The sequence below is a fragment of the Pseudomonas oryzihabitans genome (assembly GCF_001518815.1).
Taxonomy (GTDB): Bacteria; Pseudomonadota; Gammaproteobacteria; order Pseudomonadales; family Pseudomonadaceae; genus Chryseomonas; species Chryseomonas oryzihabitans_E.
In genome coordinates, this window is record NZ_CP013987.1 from 2,755,189 (window position 1) to 2,771,682 (window position 16,494).

15 protein-coding genes are annotated in these 16,494 nt (G+C 64.6%); 1 reads left to right on the top strand and 14 read right to left on the bottom strand.

Annotated elements, in window-relative coordinates; genetic code table 11:
- Positions 1 to 37: 37 nt before the first annotated feature.
- From leuB to leuC, 4 genes are read right to left on the bottom strand one after another with little or no spacing between them, the layout of a single operon-like run.
- Positions 38 to 1,120, bottom strand: coding sequence for a 3-isopropylmalate dehydrogenase (gene leuB, locus APT59_RS12725; RefSeq protein WP_059315183.1), 1,083 nt, complete (start codon positions 1,118 to 1,120; stop codon positions 38 to 40).
- A 19-nt stretch (positions 1,121 to 1,139) separates the two neighbouring features.
- Positions 1,140 to 1,904, bottom strand: coding sequence for a class I SAM-dependent methyltransferase (locus tag APT59_RS12730; RefSeq protein ID WP_059315184.1), 765 nt, complete (start codon positions 1,902 to 1,904; stop codon positions 1,140 to 1,142).
- Between the two features lie 45 nt (positions 1,905 to 1,949).
- The gene (gene leuD, locus APT59_RS12735; RefSeq protein ID WP_059315185.1) at positions 1,950 to 2,594 is read right to left on the bottom strand and encodes a 3-isopropylmalate dehydratase small subunit; all 645 of its coding nucleotides are present in this window, start codon (positions 2,592 to 2,594) and stop codon (positions 1,950 to 1,952) included.
- An 11-nt stretch (positions 2,595 to 2,605) separates the two neighbouring features.
- Positions 2,606 to 4,030, bottom strand: coding sequence for a 3-isopropylmalate dehydratase large subunit (leuC, locus tag APT59_RS12740; RefSeq protein WP_059315186.1), 1,425 nt, complete (start codon positions 4,028 to 4,030; stop codon positions 2,606 to 2,608).
- Positions 4,031 to 4,171: 141 nt separating this feature from the next.
- Here leuC and APT59_RS12745 point away from each other — a divergent pair, with 141 nt between their 5' ends.
- The gene (locus tag APT59_RS12745) at positions 4,172 to 5,047 is read left to right on the top strand and encodes a LysR family transcriptional regulator (protein WP_059315187.1); all 876 of its coding nucleotides are present in this window, start codon (positions 4,172 to 4,174) and stop codon (positions 5,045 to 5,047) included.
- A gap of 668 nt (positions 5,048 to 5,715) precedes the next feature.
- Here APT59_RS12745 and APT59_RS12750 read toward each other — a convergent pair.
- The 10 genes from APT59_RS12750 to APT59_RS12795 form a co-directional block, all read right to left on the bottom strand.
- Complete coding sequence (locus APT59_RS12750; protein ID WP_082696425.1) at positions 5,716 to 5,889, bottom strand: DUF1289 domain-containing protein; 174 nt, start codon at positions 5,887 to 5,889, stop codon at positions 5,716 to 5,718.
- A gap of 92 nt (positions 5,890 to 5,981) precedes the next feature.
- Positions 5,982 to 7,382 (bottom strand): carbohydrate porin, encoded by a 1,401-nt coding sequence (locus APT59_RS12755; RefSeq protein WP_059315189.1) that lies wholly within the window; start codon positions 7,380 to 7,382, stop codon positions 5,982 to 5,984.
- A 62-nt stretch (positions 7,383 to 7,444) separates the two neighbouring features.
- Entirely contained in the window at positions 7,445 to 8,656 is a 1,212-nt protein-coding gene (locus APT59_RS12760; RefSeq protein ID WP_059315190.1) for an AGE family epimerase/isomerase, read from the bottom strand.
- A 40-nt stretch (positions 8,657 to 8,696) separates the two neighbouring features.
- Positions 8,697 to 9,602, bottom strand: coding sequence for a carbohydrate kinase family protein (locus APT59_RS12765; RefSeq protein WP_059315191.1), 906 nt, complete (start codon positions 9,600 to 9,602; stop codon positions 8,697 to 8,699).
- Positions 9,603 to 9,730: 128 nt separating this feature from the next.
- Complete coding sequence (locus tag APT59_RS12770; RefSeq protein ID WP_059315192.1) at positions 9,731 to 10,831, bottom strand: ABC transporter ATP-binding protein; 1,101 nt, start codon at positions 10,829 to 10,831, stop codon at positions 9,731 to 9,733.
- 11 nt (positions 10,832 to 10,842) lie between these two features.
- Positions 10,843 to 11,673: a carbohydrate ABC transporter permease gene (locus APT59_RS12775; RefSeq protein WP_058772994.1), complete on the bottom strand. Its 831-nt coding sequence runs from the start codon at positions 11,671 to 11,673 to the stop codon at positions 10,843 to 10,845.
- Positions 11,666 to 12,583 carry a carbohydrate ABC transporter permease gene (locus APT59_RS12780; protein WP_059315193.1) on the bottom strand — a complete coding sequence of 306 codons (918 nt, stop codon included), beginning with the start codon at positions 12,581 to 12,583 and terminating at the stop codon, positions 11,666 to 11,668. The genes APT59_RS12775 and APT59_RS12780 overlap by 8 nt, the downstream gene beginning before the upstream one ends.
- Before the next feature lie 141 nt (positions 12,584 to 12,724).
- Entirely contained in the window at positions 12,725 to 13,987 is a 1,263-nt protein-coding gene (locus APT59_RS12785; RefSeq protein ID WP_059315194.1) for an ABC transporter substrate-binding protein, read from the bottom strand.
- Between the two features lie 284 nt (positions 13,988 to 14,271).
- Positions 14,272 to 15,720, bottom strand: coding sequence for an ATP-binding protein (locus APT59_RS12790; protein WP_059315195.1), 1,449 nt, complete (start codon positions 15,718 to 15,720; stop codon positions 14,272 to 14,274).
- Complete coding sequence (locus APT59_RS12795; RefSeq protein WP_059315196.1) at positions 15,710 to 16,450, bottom strand: response regulator; 741 nt, start codon at positions 16,448 to 16,450, stop codon at positions 15,710 to 15,712. The genes APT59_RS12790 and APT59_RS12795 overlap by 11 nt, the downstream gene beginning before the upstream one ends.
- Positions 16,451 to 16,494 lie beyond the last annotated feature (44 nt).

Consider the following 16,494-nt stretch of genomic DNA (forward strand, 5'->3'; position numbering starts at 1 on the left):
TCTTGAGGACGGCCGCCTCCCCTGGCGGCCGATCAGATTAACGCCTTGCGAGGGCGGCGACCACTGCTTCGCCCATCTCGCGGGTACCGACCCGCTGCTTGCCTTCCGACCAGATGTCGCCGGTCCGCAGCCCCTGGTCTAGCACTTGGCCCACCGCCGCCTCGATGGCCTCGGCCGCCACGGCGGCGCCAAAGGTGTATCTGAGCATCATGGCCACCGAAAGGATGGTCGCGAGGGGGTTGGCCACGCCCTGGCCGGCGATGTCGGGCGCCGAGCCGTGGCAGGGTTCGTACATGCCCTTGTTATGGGCGTCCAGGGACGCCGAGGGCAGCATGCCGATGGAGCCGGTCAGCATCGAGGCTTCGTCGGAGAGGATGTCGCCGAACATGTTGTCGGTGACGATCACATCGAACTGCTTGGGCGCGCGCACCAGCTGCATGGCAGCGTTGTCGACGTACATGTGGCTGAGTTCGACGTCCGGATAGTCCTTGGCCACCTCCTCCACCACTTCGCGCCACAGGCGGCTGGATTCGAGGACATTGGCCTTGTCCACCGAGCACAGCTTCTTACCGCGCAGGCGCGCCATGTCGAAGCCGACACGGGCGATGCGGCGGATCTCGCCTTCGCTGTACGGCAGGGTATCGAAGGCCTGGCGTTCGCCGTTCTCCAGCACCCGGGTCTCGCGCGGCGAGCCGAAGTAGATGCCGCCGGTCAGCTCGCGGACGATGAGAATGTCAAGGCCGGAGACCACTTCCGGCTTGAGGGTCGAGGCCTCGGCCAGCTGCGGGTAGAGGATCGCCGGACGCAGGTTGCCGAACAGACCCAGGGCGGAACGGATCTTCAGCAGACCGCGCTCGGGGCGGATGTCACGCTCGAGCTTGTCCCACTTGGGGCCACCCACGGCGCCCAGCAGCACGGCAGCGGCGGCGCGGGCGCGCTCCAGGGTCTCATCGGCCAGGGGGACGCCGTAGCGATCGATGGCCGCGCCGCCCAGGTCGTCGTGGACCAGCTCGAAGCCCAACTCATGATCGCGGTTGACCGTTTCCAGCACCTTGACCGCTTCGGCCATGATTTCCGGACCGATGCCGTCGCCCGGCAGGATGAGGATCTGCTTGCTCATTGTCTTTTCCTGTCTCACATCAGATGGGCTGGGCCCAGAGAACCATGACGTCGACGCTGAAGGAGCCGTCGCGGTCGATTTCGAAATATTGGCGCACTTCCTGGCCGATCTTGCTCTGCAGGCTGCGGATGGCCTGGCACTGCGGCTCGGGGGTACGCATGCGCTCGGTCCAGCTGGCGAAGTCCAGGCGCAGGCGCTGGCGGCGGCAGCGGGTCACGCCCAGGCGCGCCATGTCCAGCAGGCGATGCCACTCGGCGAAGGAGTAGTCACGCACGTGACTGATGTCGCGCAGGATCTCCACCGTCTGCAGATAGGTATCCAGGCGCGGGTTGGCCGGCGAGATCACGTCGATGATGGCCATCTCGCCGCCATGCCGCAGCACCCGGCGCACTTCGCGCAGGGCGGCGCCGATGTCGCGCCAATGGTGCGCCGAATAGCGGCTGAAGACGAAGTCGAAGCTGGCATCGCCGAAGGGCAGATGCTCAGCCATGCCGGGTTGGACGCTGATGTTGTCCAGGCCCTGCTCGGCCGCGGTGCGCTTGACCACCGACAGCATTTCCTCGGCCAGATCCAGGGCGACCACCTGCCCGGCCACCGGCGCCACGTTGTAGCTCACGTGACCGCCACCGCACCCGAGATCCAGCACCTTGGCGCCTTCTCGCTGCGCTACGGCGTCGCGCAACTCGGCGAGTTCGGCGCCCTGGGCATGGACGGCGCTGGTCAGGTAGGCCTCGGCGGTGGCGCCGAATTGCTGCTGTACGTGTTGCTCGTGTTCACCGCTCATGGAGCCTCCGGAAAGAGCGCCGACCCCGAGGGCCGGCGACTGGGTTCAGGCGCTGGGGAACATCCAGGGACTGCTCTGGCGATAGCGGGCTTCGAAACTCCCGATGGCGTCGGCATCCTGCAGGGTCAGGCCGATGTCGTCCAGGCCGTTGAGCAGGCAGTGCTTGCGGAAAGCATCGATCTCGAAGGGCAGCGCCACACCATCGGGGCGGCGCACGGTCTGGCTTTCGAGATCGACCACCAGCTGGTAGCCCTCATGGGCTTCGACCTGGCGGAACAACTCGTCCACCTCGGCGTCGGGGAGGATGATCGGCAAGAGGCCGTTCTTGAAGCTGTTGTTGAAGAAGATGTCGGCGAAGCTCGGCGCGATCACCGAGCGGAAGCCGTAGCCATCCAGCGCCCAGGGCGCGTGCTCGCGACTGGAACCGCAACCGAAGTTCTCCCGTGCCAGCAGGATGCTGGCGCCCTGGTAGCGTGGCTGGTTGAGCACGAAGTCAGGGTTGAGCGGGCGCTTGCTGTTGTCCTGGCCGGGCTGGCCGACGTCCAGGTAACGCCACTCGTCGAACAGGTTCGGGCCGAAGCCGGTGCGCTTGATCGACTTCAGGAATTGCTTGGGAATGATCTGGTCGGTGTCGACGTTGGCGCGATCCAGGGGAGCGACCAAACCGGTGTGCTGGGTAAAGGCTTGCATGGTCAGGCTCCTCAGGCGTTGGCGAAGTCGCGGACGTCGACGAAACGACCGGCGATGGCAGCGGCGGCGGCCATGGCCGGGCTCACCAGGTGGGTACGGCCACCGGCGCCTTGCCGGCCTTCGAAGTTGCGGTTGGAGGTGGAGGCGCAGTGCTCGCCACTCTCCAGGCGGTCGGCGTTCATCGCCAGGCACATGGAGCAGCCCGGCTCGCGCCACTCGAAGCCGGCTTCGATGAACACCTTGTCCAGGCCTTCGCGCTCGGCCTGGGCCTTGACCAGACCGGAGCCCGGCACCACCAGCGCCTGCTTGAGGGTCGCCGCGACCTTGCGGCCCTTGGCCACGGCGGCTGCGGCGCGCAGGTCCTCAATACGGGAATTGGTGCAGGAGCCGATGAAGACGCGATCCAGCACGATGTCGGTGATCGGCTGGTTGGCCTTGAGCCCCATGTATTTCAGGGCGCGTTCGATGGAACCGCGCTTGACCGGATCGGCTTCGCGGGTCGGATCCGGCACCTGCTGGTCGACGGCCAGGACCATCTCGGGCGAGGTGCCCCAGCTGACCTGCGGCTTGATCTGGGTGGCGTCGAGCTCGACCACGGTATCGAAGTGGGCATCGGCATCGGATACCAGGCCACGCCACTCGGCCACGGCGGCTTCCCAGACGGCACCAGTGGGCGCGAAGGGACGACCCTCGACGTAGTCGATGGTGGTCTGGTCCACCGCCACCATGCCAACCCGGGCACCGGCCTCGATGGACATGTTGCAGATGGTCATGCGGCCTTCCATGGACAGGGCGCGGATGGCGCTGCCGGCGAATTCGATGGCATGGCCGTTACCGCCGGCGGTGCCGATCTTGCCGATGACGGCGAGGACGATGTCCTTGGCGGTGACGCCGAAGGGCAAGTCGCCTTCCACCTTTACCAGCATGTTCTTCATCTTCTTGGCTACCAGGCACTGGGTGGCGAGCACGTGCTCGACCTCGGAGGTGCCGATGCCATGGGCCAGGGCGCCGAAGGCGCCATTGGTGGAGGTGTGGGAGTCACCGCAGACCACGGTCATGCCGGGCAGCACGGCGCCCTGCTCCGGGCCGATCACGTGGACGATGCCTTGGCGGACGTCGTTCATCTTGAATTGGGTGACGCCGAAGTCGTCGCAGTTCTCGTCCAGGGTGCGGACCTGGATGCGCGAGATCTCGTCCTTGATGGAGTCGAGGCCTTCCTTGCGATCGGGAGTCGTCGGCACGTTGTGGTCGGGGGTCGCCAGGTTGGCGTCCAGACGCCAGGGCTTGCGGCCGGCCAGACGCAGGCCTTCGAAAGCCTGGGGCGAGGTCACTTCGTGGATGATGTGGCGGTCGATGTAGAGCAGCGCGGAACCGTCGTCGCGCTGCTTGACCAGGTGCATATCCCAGAGTTTGTCGTAGAGCGTCTTGCCAGCCATGGGTGGATTCCTCATCAGGCGTGGAACGGCACGGGCCTTTGCATGCCCTTGGTGCTTGTGGGGTCAAAGATACCGCGCTAGGCTCGCATGAAACAAATTCATCTTTTTCATGAAGCGCATAACCAACAGGAATTCGAAGTCGTGGACCTCGCCAATCTCAATGCCTTCGTGGCCGTCGCGGAACTGGGCGGCTTTTCCGACGCCGGCGAGCGTCTGCACCTGACCCAACCTGCGGTCAGCAAACGCATCGCCGCGCTGGAGCAGCAACTGGGGCTGCGATTGTTCGACCGCATCGGGCGCGAGGTCAGCCTGACCGAGGCCGGACGCGCCCTGCTCCCCCGCGCCTATCAGATTCTAGGCGTGATCGATGACACCCGACGCGCTCTGACCAATCTCAATGGTGCCATCGGCGGCCGGCTGACGCTGGCGACCAGTCACCACATCGGCCTGCACCGGCTGCCGCCGATCCTTAGACGGTTCACTCGGGAGTATCCCGAGGTCGCCCTGGATATCCGCTTTCTCGATTCGGAAGCGGCCTACGACGAGATCCTGCATGGGCGGGTGGAGCTGGCCATCATCACCCTGGCGCCCCAGACCGCGGCGCCGATCAAGGCGGTGCCGGTGTGGAACGATCCCCTGGATTTCGTGGCGGCGCCCGAGCATGCGCTGGCAAACCAGAAGGAGGTCAGCCTGGCCGATGTGGCGCGGCACCCGGCGGTGTTTCCCGGCGGCAATACCTTTACCCGCCTGATCGTCCATGGTCTGTTCGATGCCCAGGGACTGACACCCAACATCGCCATGAGCACCAACTACCTGGAGACGATCAAGATGCTGGTCTCCATTGGCCTGGCCTGGAGCGTCCTGCCGCGTACCCTGCTGGACGATCAGGTCCGCCGGCTGCCGCTACCGGGGATTCAGCTGGAGCGGCGGCTGGGCTACATCCTGCATACCGAGCGTACCCATTCGAATGCGGCTCAGGCGTTCATGGGGTTGCTGGATGAGGTGGAGCGGGCGTAGCGAGAGCTGTTCGATGTCCGGTTAACCGTAGCGTGGAGAACGGCGCAGCCTTTTCCACCCGGGTGTTCGTTGGCAAGTAGCGCCCTCACCCCAACCCTCTCCCATGGGGAGAAGGGGCCTAGCCGAGCAGGCGTTCAGCTCCATCAGGCGTAGGTTGGGCTGAGACGGCTTTATCGTTGAAGCACAACAGCAGGGAACTGGCTTGGCATTGTTGGGCTTCGCTGCGCTCAGCCCAACCTACGGAAAGTGCCAACCAGGACGCTCGGTGTTCTGTGGCAAGGAGCGCCCTCACCCCAACCCTCTCCCATGGGGAGAGGGGGCCTAGCCGAGCAGGCGTTCAGCTCCATCAGGCGTAGGTTGGGCTGAGACGGCTTTATCGTTGAAGCCCAACAGGGGGAGCTGGATTGGCATTGTTGGGCTTTGCTGCGCTCAGCCCAACCTACGGGAAGTGCCGACCACGGCGCTCGGTGTTAGGTGGCGAGGAGCGCCCTTACCCAACCTTCTCCCGCGGGGAGAGGGGGCTGGCCGAGTGGGCGCTCGACTCCATCAGGTGTAGGCGCGCTGAGACGGCTTTATCGTCGAAGCCCAACAATGCGGCGGTGACATGGCCAACGTTGGACTTCGCTGCACTCAGCCCAACCTACAATACGACTCCGAGCGAAGAGCGCTCAGCCCTTTTTGAGCTTCTTCAGGCGCTTCTTCGACTTGTCGATGACTTCCTTGCGCTCCTTGTCCTTCAGCTCTTTCCATCCCTTGATCTCTGAGCGTTTGCGGCCACATCCCTGGCAGACGTCGTCTTTGATCTTGCACTGGCTGATGCAGGGACTTTCGACCTTACCCACGGCAACCTCGGAAATGAAAAAGGCCCTGCAGTATAACCACTGCAGGGCCCTGTCCAGCGCCATCGGGCAGGATGGCGGGCTATGGGAGCGATTTAGAAAACCGCTTGAACCTTCAGGCCACCCACCACGGCATTGTCGACCTCACGCACACCACCCGGATTCTTGATGTACTGGAGGTTGGGGCGCACGGTGAGCCAGTTGGTCACGTGCACGCCATAGTAGATCTCGGCGTCGTACTCGTTGTGCTGCAGCGGCGTGAAGGCCGGATCGTTGTAGTCGGTGGCACCGGCGGCCTGGTTGAGGGCGCGCTGGTTGTCGCGGAAGTCACCGTTGGTGGTGATGCGTGCGACGCCGAAGCCGATGTCATCCTTGGGACGGCCATCGAAGGGGCCCTTGTAGACCAGGCCGGCCTGGACGTAGCTGCTGACCTTGTTGACGTCCTTGGCATGGGCGGTGAAGTTGGCGAACACCGACAGGCCACGGCTCGGGTCATCATTGTGAGCGGTGATCTGCTGACGGGCGACGACCCAGTAGCCGTGCTTGCTGGAGTGCTCCTTGTAGTCCAGACCGGTAAGGGCCGCGGAGTTGCCGTTGACGTCCTCGTAGACGTCGTTGGCATCGGCGGTGCTGTAGTAGTAGCCGACGCGGTATTCGCCCGGCAGGCCGTTGACCTTGGGCGACCAGACCATTTCCACCGGCAGGACCGCACCCTTGGTGCCGCTGCCGTTGAGCTTGAAGCCGTTGCCGGTTTCCAGCAGCGACGGATTCTGCTCGTAGGCACCGACCTGGACGAACAGCTCGGGGGTCAGGTTGTACTTGACGCGCAGGGCCCACTGGCTGACGGGCCAGTTGTACCAGACGCCTTCCCAGTTGCCGACCTGGGAGCCGCAGAACGCCAGGTTCTGGAAGTCGCACTCGAAGGAGTTGAAGTCCTCGCCTTCACCGAAGCGACCGGCCTTGATGTCCAGGCGACCGTCGAAGAAGCCCTTGGACAGCCACAGCTGGGTCAGACGCCAGGTCTGGCCACGGCCATAGACTTCCTGTACCGAGGAGTAGCCGCCCACGCGCGGATCGGTGATGCGGTCGTCGGTGAGGTTGCGGCCGTCACGGGAGGTGATGGCCAGCTTGAACACCGAGTTTTCCCAGCCGGCGATCTTGTTCATGTCGCCCCACAGGCCGAACATGTACTGCGAGCTCCAGCGCCCGGTGCGATCGTCGTCGTAGCCGCCACGCAGGTTGGTCGCGCCTTCGCCCACGTATTCGAGCTTGATGTCCCAGCCCTTGTCGCGCAGGTCCTTGCGCACGCCACCCCAGTCACCGGTCATGGTGTTGCCCAGGGGCTCGAAGGCGGCCTCGGTGTTGTTGACGCCGCTGAAGTTGCCACCCGGATTGGCCTGGGGGGCCGCCTGGACACCGGCGGAGACCGCCAGGGCGAGCAGCGACACCAGGGGCAGTGCGAGCCCCGAACGATTCTTGTGATTCTGACTATTCATTACTGAGATCCCTTTTTATTGAAGTGATGACACCCAGGGCCCGAAACCCGCGTCTCTAATACTTACGGCAGGACGTTGAGGACTTCGTAACAGGCACCCATGGTGTGGTAGTCGACCTTGCCGGCCGGACTCTTGTCGTCGGAGTACTTGTGGTTCCGACGGTCGAGCAGGCGCCACCACGCGCCGTGCTCGTGATCGATGAAATGCGTCCAGCTGTAGCGCCAGAGCGCCTCATAGTGTTCCCAATAGCGGGCCTCGCCACTGCGCTCCGCCAGCAGCGCCGCGGCGGCCAGGGCCTCGGCCTGCACCCAGAAATACTTGTCCGGATCGCAGGGCGAACCATCCGGGGCGAAGCCGTAGTAGAGGCCGCCGTGCTCGCCATCCCAGCTCAGGCGCCAGGACACGTCGAACAGCTCTCTCGCACGCGGCAGCAGCCAGGGCTGGGGGCGATGGCGTTCAAGGATCAGCAGCAGCTTGGCCCATTCGATCTGGTGCCCGGGCTGGAAGCCCCAGGGCCGGAACAGATTCGCCGGATCGTCGCGGTTGTAGTCCCAGTCGATGGACCAGTCGCTGTGGTAGTGCTCCCAGATCAGGCCGCCGGGGACCTGGTCGGCTACGCCGCCCTGCCCCTTGGTCAAGGCCGCTTGACGTTGGGTCATGTTGCGGGCCAGCGTCTCGGCGCGATCCAGATAGCGCGTCTCGCCGCTGGCTTCGAAGGCGGCCAGCAGGGCTTCGCAGGCGTGCATGTTGGCGTTCTGGCCGCGATAGGATGAAACGGTCTGCCAGTCGGCGCTGATCTCGTCGACGTAGAGGCCGTCGGCTTCACGCCAGAAATGGGTTTCCAGGGATTCCCAGGCTTCGCTCAGCCAGCCACGGGCTTCCTCGATTCCGGCGAGCAGGCCATGGGCATAGGCCAGCACCACGAAGGCCAGGCCATAGCAATGGTTGGTACCATCCACCACGGTGTCGCCGTCGAGCAGCCAGGCATAGCCCCCATTGGCCTGGCGATGCCGCTCGCGCAGGTACCTCAGGCCGTGACGGGTCGCGTCCAGATAGGCCGGGTCGCCGAAGTGTCGATAGGCCATGGCGAAATCGAAGACGAAACGGGTGCTGGAGACCAGGTGACGGGTCTGGCGGTCATAGACCGTCCCGTCGTCCTTGAAGAAATGATAGAAGCCGCCTTGCGGATCAACACAGCGGGGATGGTAGAACGCCAGGGTCTGGCGTACGTGCTCCAGCAGGGTGTCGCGACGACGAAAATCGGGGAAGTCCATCGGGTTTCCTTGGCGGCTATTATTGTTGTGGGAAAACGTCTCAGTGGGGACTCACCTGCAGCAGCGCTTCCACGTCGGCGCGAGTCGGCGCATAGGCGCCGGCGTGACGGCAGGACACCGAGGCACTGGCGGCGGCAAATCTCAGGCGCTGCTGCAGATCGGTCAGGCCCAGCAGGCCCGAGGCCAGCCAGCCGGCCATGCAGGCGTCACCGGCACCCACGGTGTCGGCCACGTCCACGGCGATGGCGGCCTGCTGCCACTCGCCTTCCGGCGTATAGAGCACCAGACCGTGCTCGCCGCGGGTGAAAAGAATACGGGCGTGGGGATTGAGGGTGCGCAACTCGTCCAGCGCGGCACGCTCGTCCAGCCCGGGGTAGATCTGGCGGATGTCTTCGTCGGACAGCTTGATGTCGTCGGCTAGGCGCACCAGTTCGGGGAAGGTCTGCTGGCGATAGCGGTCACCCATCAGGTTGCGCCAGTTGGGGTCGTAGCTCAGGCGCTTGCCGGCGGCTTTGGCGTTGCGCGCCAGGTCCAGCAAGGTGTCGGCCAGCGGATAGCGAGCCAGGCTGATGCAGCTGAAATGGCAGACTTCGGCAGCGTCGAGCCAGCCTTCAGGCAGCAGCGCCGGATCGAACTGCAGATCGGCTTCGCCCGCGAAGAAATAGCGCGGTGGGCGGCTCGACGGCACGATGGCCACCAGGGGATCGGCGGCGACGCGCTGCAGGAAGCGGGTATCAAGGCCGGCGGTTTCCGATTGCCAGGCGATCTCGTCACCCAGGCCGTCCTGACTGATGGCGCCGCCGAAGGCGCTGTCCACACCCAGCCGGGCCAGGCCGCGCGCCACGTTCCAGGGGGCGCCACCCGGGTAACCCCGCCATTCGCCAGGATTGCCCTGGACGATGTCGGTGAGGGCTTCGCCAAAGACCACGACTCGGGGTAGTGCCATTCCTGTTCTCCTGTCTGTCACGGCAGCCGGGGGTCAATCCCGGGCCTCTGGTAAGGCCGCAACCCGACCTCAGGCGCGGCGGCGGGCGGACCTTACCATTGCTGTAACGTTTCAGCCATGAGCTAGGTTCAAGAAAGTCGGCGACCGCTGGCCGGATCGAACAGTACCGCCCGTCGCGGATCGATCCGCCACAAGACCTGATCGCCCGCCCGAGGCGCCTCACCCGGGGCGACCCGGCAGCACACCTTGGTGCCGTTCCACTCGGCATATAGCAGGGTATCCGGACCTGTGGGCTCGACCACCTGGACGCGTGTCAGGATGCCTGGGACGGCGCTATCCGCCGGATGCGCCGACTGGATCTGCTCCGGACGCACCCCAAGGATAGCCTCTCTGCCGGCCAGCGCCGGATCCAGTTCCGGCAACTCCACCTGGCTGTCGCCGGTGTCGCCGGTGACTCGCGCGACTACCCTGCCCTCACGGGCTTCGAGACGCACCGGCACGAAGTTCATCGGCGGTGAGCCGATGAAGCTGGCGACGAAGAGGTTGGCCGGATCGTTGTAGATCTCTTCAGGGGTGCCGAACTGCTGCACCTCGCCATCCTTCATCACCGCGACCCGATCTCCCAGGGTCATGGCTTCGATCTGGTCATGGGTGACGTAGACGGTAGTGGTCTGCAGGCGCTGGTGCATCAGCTTGATCTCGGTACGCATCTCCACCCGTAGCTTGGCGTCGAGGTTGGACAGCGGCTCGTCGAACAGATAGAGCTTGGGCCGGCGCGCCAGGGCGCGGCCCATGGCCACCCGCTGCTGCTGGCCACCGGAGAGTTGTGCCGGCTTGCGTTCGAGCAGGTGCTCGATCTGCAGCAGTTTGGCCACTCGCGCCACCTCGGCGTCGATCTGCTCCTTGGGCGTCTTGCGGATCTTCAGGCCGAAGGCGATGTTCTCGCGCACGGTCATGGTCGGATAGAGGGCGTAGGACTGGAACACCATGGCGATGTCCCGGTCCTTGGGCTCGACCTGGGTGACATCCTCGCCATCCAGGCAGATGGCGCCACTGCTGATGTCCTCGAGGCCGGCGATCGCGTTCATGAGGGTGGACTTACCGCAGCCGGAGGGCCCGACCAGGATGAGGAACTGACCGGTATCGATGCGGATATCGATGCCCTTGAGGGCTTCCTGGGCGGCGTTGCCGTAGGTCTTGCGTACGCTTTTGAGTTCGAGAGCTGCCATGGTGGCCTTCCTTATCCTTTGACCACGCCCGAGGTCAGGCCCCGGACGAAATACTTGCCAGCGAAGATGTAGACCAGCAGGGTCGGAAGCGCGGCGATCATGGCGGCGGCCATGTCGACGTTGTATTCCTTGGCACCGGTGCTGGTGTTGACCAGGTTGTTCAAGGCCACGGTGATGGGCTGTGACGAGCCGCTGGCGAACACCACGCCAAACAGGAAGTCGTTCCACACCTGGGTGAACTGCCAGATCAGGCTGACCATGACGATGGGCGTGGACAGCGGCAGCAGGATCTTGAAGAAGATGGTGAAGAAGCCGGCCCCATCCAGCCGCGCCGCCTTGATCAGGGCGTCGGGAATGCCCACGTAGTAGTTGCGGAAGAACAGCGTGGTGAAGGCCAGGCCGTAGATCACGTGCACCAGCACCAGGCCGGCGGTGGTGTTGGCCAGGCCTAGCTGGCCGAGGGTGAAGGACATCGGCAGCAGGATCACCTGGAAGGGAATGAAGCAGCCGAACAGCAACAGGCTGAACAGCAGGTTCGAGCCACGGAACTGCCACTTCGACAGGGCGTAGCCGTTGAGCGCGCCGATGAAGGTGGAGATGAGCACCGCTGGGACGGTGATCATGAAGGAGTTCCAGAAGTAGCTGTGCACCACGTCCCAGGCCTTGAGCCAGCCGATCACCGTCCAGTCCAGAGGCAGGCTCAGCAGGTTGCCGGTACGGACATCGTCCGGGGTCTTGAAGCTGGTCAGCAGCATCACCAGCAGCGGCACCAGATAGACCGCGCAGGCGATGATCAGGGTGGCGTGGATGGCTACGCGATTGACGTTCAGAGCCTTAGCCATTTCGCTTGCTCCGCAATTCCGAGTAGAGGTAGGGCACCAGCACCGCCAGCACCGCGCCAAGCATCAGCACCGCACTGGCCGAACCCAGGCCCATCTGGCCGCGGGTGAAGGTGTGCTGGTACATGAATACCGCCGGCAGGTCCGAGGCATAGCCGGGGCCGCCCGCGGTCATGGCCATGACCAGGTCGAAGCTCTTGATGGCGATGTGGGCGAGGATCATCACCGCACTGAAGAACACCGGCCGCAGGCTCGGCAGGACGATGCGCAGGTAGATGGTGGGCAGCCCTGCCCCGTCGACCTGGGCGGCGCGCAGGATGGAGGAATCCACACCACGCAGACCAGCGAGAAACATCGCCATGACGAAACCCGAGGCCTGCCAGAGGGCAGCGATCAGCAGGCAGTAGATGACCCGGTCGGGGTCCACCAGCCAGTCGAAGCGAAAGCCTTCCCAGCCCCAGTCGCGCAGTAGCTTGTCCAAGCCCATGCCGGGGTTGAGCAGCCATTTCCAGGCGGTACCGGTGACGATCATCGACAGCGCCATGGGGTAGAGATAGATGGTGCGGATGAAGCCTTCGCGGCGGATGCGCTGGTCCAGCAGGATGGCGAAGAAGACGCCGATGGCCAGGCTCAACAGGATGAACAGGCCGCCAAAGATCGCCAGGTTCTTGCAGGCCACCAGCCAGCGGTCGTTCTCCAGCAGCCGCGCGTATTGGGCGAAACCGGCGAAATTGTAGCTGGGCAGGAAGCGCGAATTGGTAAAGGAGATCACCGCCGTCCACAGCATGTAGCCATAGAGGCAGACGACCATGGCGATGGCCGTGGGCGCCAGCACCAGCTTGGGCAGCAGGCGCTGCAGCCGGTCCGGACGCCGGGTGACTGCCGTCGCGGGAAGAGTTTCGGTAAGAGCCATGGAGGCATTCTCGGGGGTGGTATTATCTTGGCGTCAGGCAGTTAGATGATCGCGGCCATGGGCCGCTCCTACAGCCGATGGTTGGCCTGTAGGAGCGGCCTACGGCCGCGATAAACAATCCTCAGCGATGGCTGTTTGCGCTTACTTCGCGGCCTGGATGGCGGCGACCAGTTGCTCGGTGGCCTTCTTCGGATCGGCGTTGGCGTCGTTGAAGAAGTTGGTCACCACGTCGAAGATCGCGCCCTGCACGTAGCTGGTGTTGGCCATGCTGTGCGCCATGCTCGGCTCGGCCTTGCCATCGGCGTTGGCCGCCTGGAAGTCCTTGGCGGACTGCTGGGCGCAGCTGTCGAACTTGGACAGGTCGATGTCGTTACGCACCGGGATGGAGCCCTTGTTGAGGTTGAAGACCTCCTGGAAGGGCTTGTCGATGACGGTGCGCACCAGATCGTCCTGGGCCTTCTGGTTGTCCTTGTTCTTGATCTTGAACATGGCCAGGGAGTCGATGTTGTAGATGAAGTCGCCCTGGGTGCCTGGCATGACCACGCATTCGTAGTCGACGCCCGGCTTCTTGCCAGCAGCGGTGAATTCCGCCTTGGCCCAGTCGCCCATGATCTGCATGCCTGCCTTGCCCTCGATGACCATGGCGGTGGCCAGGTTCCAGTCGCGACCGGCGGCGTTGGGATCGACGTAGCCCTTGATGCGCTTGAAGGTCTTGAAGACCTCGACCATCTTGTCGCTGCGGATGGTGTCGGCATCGGTCTGCACGAAGACCTTGTCGTAGCCTTCCGGGCCCATGATGGCCATGACCAGGGATTCGAAGATGGTGCCGTCCTGCCAGTTCTGGCCACCGTGGGCCAGGGGTACGACGCCAGCGGCCTTCAGTTTGTCGGCGGCTTCGAAGAATTCGTCCAGGGTGGTGGGGACCTTGGCGCCGGCCTTCTTGAAAACGGCGGGGTTGATCCACAGCCAGTTGATGCGGTGGATGCCGGCCGGCACGGCGACGTACTCGCCGTCATGCTGCATGGTCTGGGCCACGCGCTTGGGCAGGATGGTGTCCCAGTTACCCTGTTTGGCGATGTCGCTGATGTTGGCCAGGAAGCCCATGCTGGCCCATTCCTGGATGTCGGGGCCTTTCAGCTGGGCAGCGGACGGCGGGTTGCCGGATACGGCGCGGGTCTTGAGCACGGTCATGGCGGCTTCACCAGCGCCACCGGCCACGGCGAAGTCCTTCCAGGTATCGCCCTGCTTCTGCATCAGCTGCTTGAGGACATCGACAGCGCGAGCCTCGCCACCGGAGGTCCACCAGTGCAGCACCTCGACCTCACCGGCATGGGCGGTCAGGGGGGCGACGACGGCGGCGCAGGAAAGGGAAACGGCGAGAGCGAGACGATTCAACGCATTCATGAGGGGTCGTTCCTTGTTGTTTTTTTATTGGAGCTGGGCCGAGTCTAGTCAGACGACTGCGGCCGTGGGTAACGAAGGGAAGGAGTTTTGTCACGGACTGGTGACATAGCGGCCGACCAGTGTCTAGCGTGGTGTTTTAGAGTTCGAGCAAGAATTGGCAGGTGATTCTTTTGCTCAGGCCAGGCGCCGCGACGAGTCCTAACAGCGCCATGGCAAGTAGTGGCAACGCCACCTGGGCAAAAAAAGCGCCACCAGATTGTGCGGTCGGCTTCTGGACCACCACACTAGCTACGAGGTAGCGTCAGGGTCACCCGCAGACCACCCTCGCGGCGATTGCGCAGCTCTACCTCGCCGCCATGGGCGTGGGCCAGATTGCGGGCGATGCCCAGGCCGAGGCCGTAACCATGGCGATCGGTAGCCAGTCTTACATGGGGCTGAAAGACCTGCTCCAGCTCCTGCTCCGGCACGCCAGGCCCCTCGTCGTCGACATGCAGGACGAAGACATGGCCGTCGTCTTCCACCTGCAGGTGGGCGCGATGGCCATACTTGAGGGCATTGTCCAGCAGGTTGCCGATGCAGCGCTTGAGCGCCAGGGGCTTGCCCAACAGAGTGCCCTGGGCCTCACCGGTGAGACGGACCCGCGGCGGCTGCTCCTGGGTGAAGGGCTCCACCAGTTGCAGCAGCAGTGCCTGGAGATCGACCGGCTCCAGATTCTCGTGGATGTCGGTGTCCTTGACGCACTGCAGGGCGCCCTTGACCAGCAGGTCCAGCTCATCCAGGTCACGCACCAGCTTGGCTTGCATCACCTCGTCGTCCACCAACTCGGCACGTAGCCGCAGCCGCGTGATAGGGGTGCGCAGGTCGTGAGAGATGGCGCTGAACAGCTGGGCGCGCTCGTCCAGGTAGCGGGCGATGCGTTCACGCATGGCATTGAAGGCGCGGGTGACCTCGCGGATCTCCTGGGCGCCCTCTTCCCGCACCGGCGGCGTATGGACCTCCAGCGACAGCTCCCGTGCGGCGCGCGACAGGCGTTTGAGCGGGCGACTCTGCCAGCGGATCAGCAGGCCGATGAACAGCAGCAGGAAGGCGCTGCTGAAGACCATGAACAGCAGCTGCTGCAGGGGCAGCCAGGATTCGTCCAGGCTGTAGTAAGGCGCCGGCATCAGGGTCGCCAGGTACACCCACTCCCCTTCACCGATGCGGATCTGGGTCACCAGCACCGGTGGCTCCAGCGGTTCCAGGCTTAGCGCATAGTGCGCCCAGGAGCGCGGCAGGTCGTCGAGCGCCACCGCGCCGTTGAACAGGCGCAGCTGTTGCGGGCCGATGAATTCCACGTACATGGGCATAGTGGCGCCCAGGCGCTCACGCAGCACCGTTTCGACCTCCTGCAGCACCGCGCGACGCCCCGGGGTCGCCGGCAACGCCTGCATGGTCAGCGGCTTTTCGTTCAGGGAGACGAAGAAGCGCGTGCCGCCCATGTTGCGCAGTTGTTCCAGCACCAGCGGGCGATAGGCCGGTGGCAGCAGACTGAAATAGCGCACGCTGGCGGCGATGGAGTAGCCCAGGCTGCGAGCGGCGGTCTGCAGGCCCTGGTTGCGATCGCTGCGCAGGGCGGCCGACCAGAACAATGCCGAGGCGCCCTGGGCCAGGAGTACGGCCAGCAGGGTCAGGAGCAGCATGCGCGCCAGCAGGGAACGTGGCACCAACCGAGTGAGTGAACCGCTACACCGCATCGGCGACCAGCCCGCTGACCTCGGCGGCGAGCAAATACCCGGAACCCCGCACGGTGCGGATCAGCCGCGGCGACTTGCCGGTATCCCGCAGACGCTGGCGCAGGCGACTCACCGCCATGTCGACGATGCGCTCCAGCGGCAGCACCTCGCGCCCACGGGTGGCATTGGCGATGGTGTCGCGGTCGAGGATCTGCTGGGGATGATCGAGAAACAGCTTGAGCAGGGTGAAATCGGCGCCGGACAGGATGACCTCCTCGCCGTCGCGGTGAAACAGCCGATGGCTGACCGGATCCAGGCGCCAGTCGTCGAAGGTCAGCAGACCCGTAGCCACCGGACGCGTTTCGCCAAAGCCGGCGCGGCGCAGCAGCGCCTTGATGCGCGCCAGCAGTTCGCGAGGGCTGAAGGGCTTGCCCAGGTAGTCGTCGGCGCCCAGTTCCAGGCCGATGACCCGGTCGGCTTCATCGGAGCTGGCGGTGAGCATGATGATGGGCACCTGGCGGCAGCTCGATTGCTCGCGCATCCAGCGGCAGAGGGCGAAGCCGTCTTCGCCGGGAAGCATGACGTCGAGGATCAGCAGGTCGGGGACGAAGTCACCCAGCGCCCGGCGCAGCTCCCGGCCGTCGCCAACGGTACGCACCAGATAGCCGGCACGGGTGAGATAGGTGTCGAGAAGCTCACGGATTTCCCCGTCGTCGTCGACGATCAGGAGAGATTTGCCCAGGGTGGACATGGCGATGTTCGCTCTTGTTGTTCTGGCCAGAGGCCAGCTACCGG

Bases quoted from the DNA above. Each gene is read 5' to 3' on its own strand.
- leuB (WP_059315183.1), bottom strand. From the start codon at position 1,120: ATGAGCAAGCAGATCCTCATCCTGCCGGGCGACGGCATCGGTCCGGAA.
- APT59_RS12780 (WP_059315193.1), bottom strand. From the start codon at position 12,583: ATGGCTCTTACCGAAACTCTTCCCGCGACGGCAGTCACCCGGCGTCCG.
- APT59_RS12765 (WP_059315191.1), bottom strand. From the start codon at position 9,602: ATGGCACTACCCCGAGTCGTGGTCTTTGGCGAAGCCCTCACCGACATC.
- APT59_RS12795 (WP_059315196.1), bottom strand. From the start codon at position 16,450: ATGTCCACCCTGGGCAAATCTCTCCTGATCGTCGACGACGACGGGGAA.
- APT59_RS12770 (WP_059315192.1), bottom strand. From the start codon at position 10,831: ATGGCAGCTCTCGAACTCAAAAGCGTACGCAAGACCTACGGCAACGCC.
- leuC (WP_059315186.1), bottom strand. From the start codon at position 4,030: ATGGCTGGCAAGACGCTCTACGACAAACTCTGGGATATGCACCTGGTC.
- APT59_RS12790 (WP_059315195.1), bottom strand. From the start codon at position 15,720: ATGCGGTGTAGCGGTTCACTCACTCGGTTGGTGCCACGTTCCCTGCTG.
- APT59_RS12730 (WP_059315184.1), bottom strand. From the start codon at position 1,904: ATGAGCGGTGAACACGAGCAACACGTACAGCAGCAATTCGGCGCCACC.
- APT59_RS12760 (WP_059315190.1), bottom strand. From the start codon at position 8,656: ATGGACTTCCCCGATTTTCGTCGTCGCGACACCCTGCTGGAGCACGTA.
- leuD (WP_059315185.1), bottom strand. From the start codon at position 2,594: ATGCAAGCCTTTACCCAGCACACCGGTTTGGTCGCTCCCCTGGATCGC.
- APT59_RS12775 (WP_058772994.1), bottom strand. From the start codon at position 11,673: ATGGCTAAGGCTCTGAACGTCAATCGCGTAGCCATCCACGCCACCCTG.
- APT59_RS12785 (WP_059315194.1), bottom strand. From the start codon at position 13,987: ATGAATGCGTTGAATCGTCTCGCTCTCGCCGTTTCCCTTTCCTGCGCC.
- APT59_RS12755 (WP_059315189.1), bottom strand. From the start codon at position 7,382: ATGAATAGTCAGAATCACAAGAATCGTTCGGGGCTCGCACTGCCCCTG.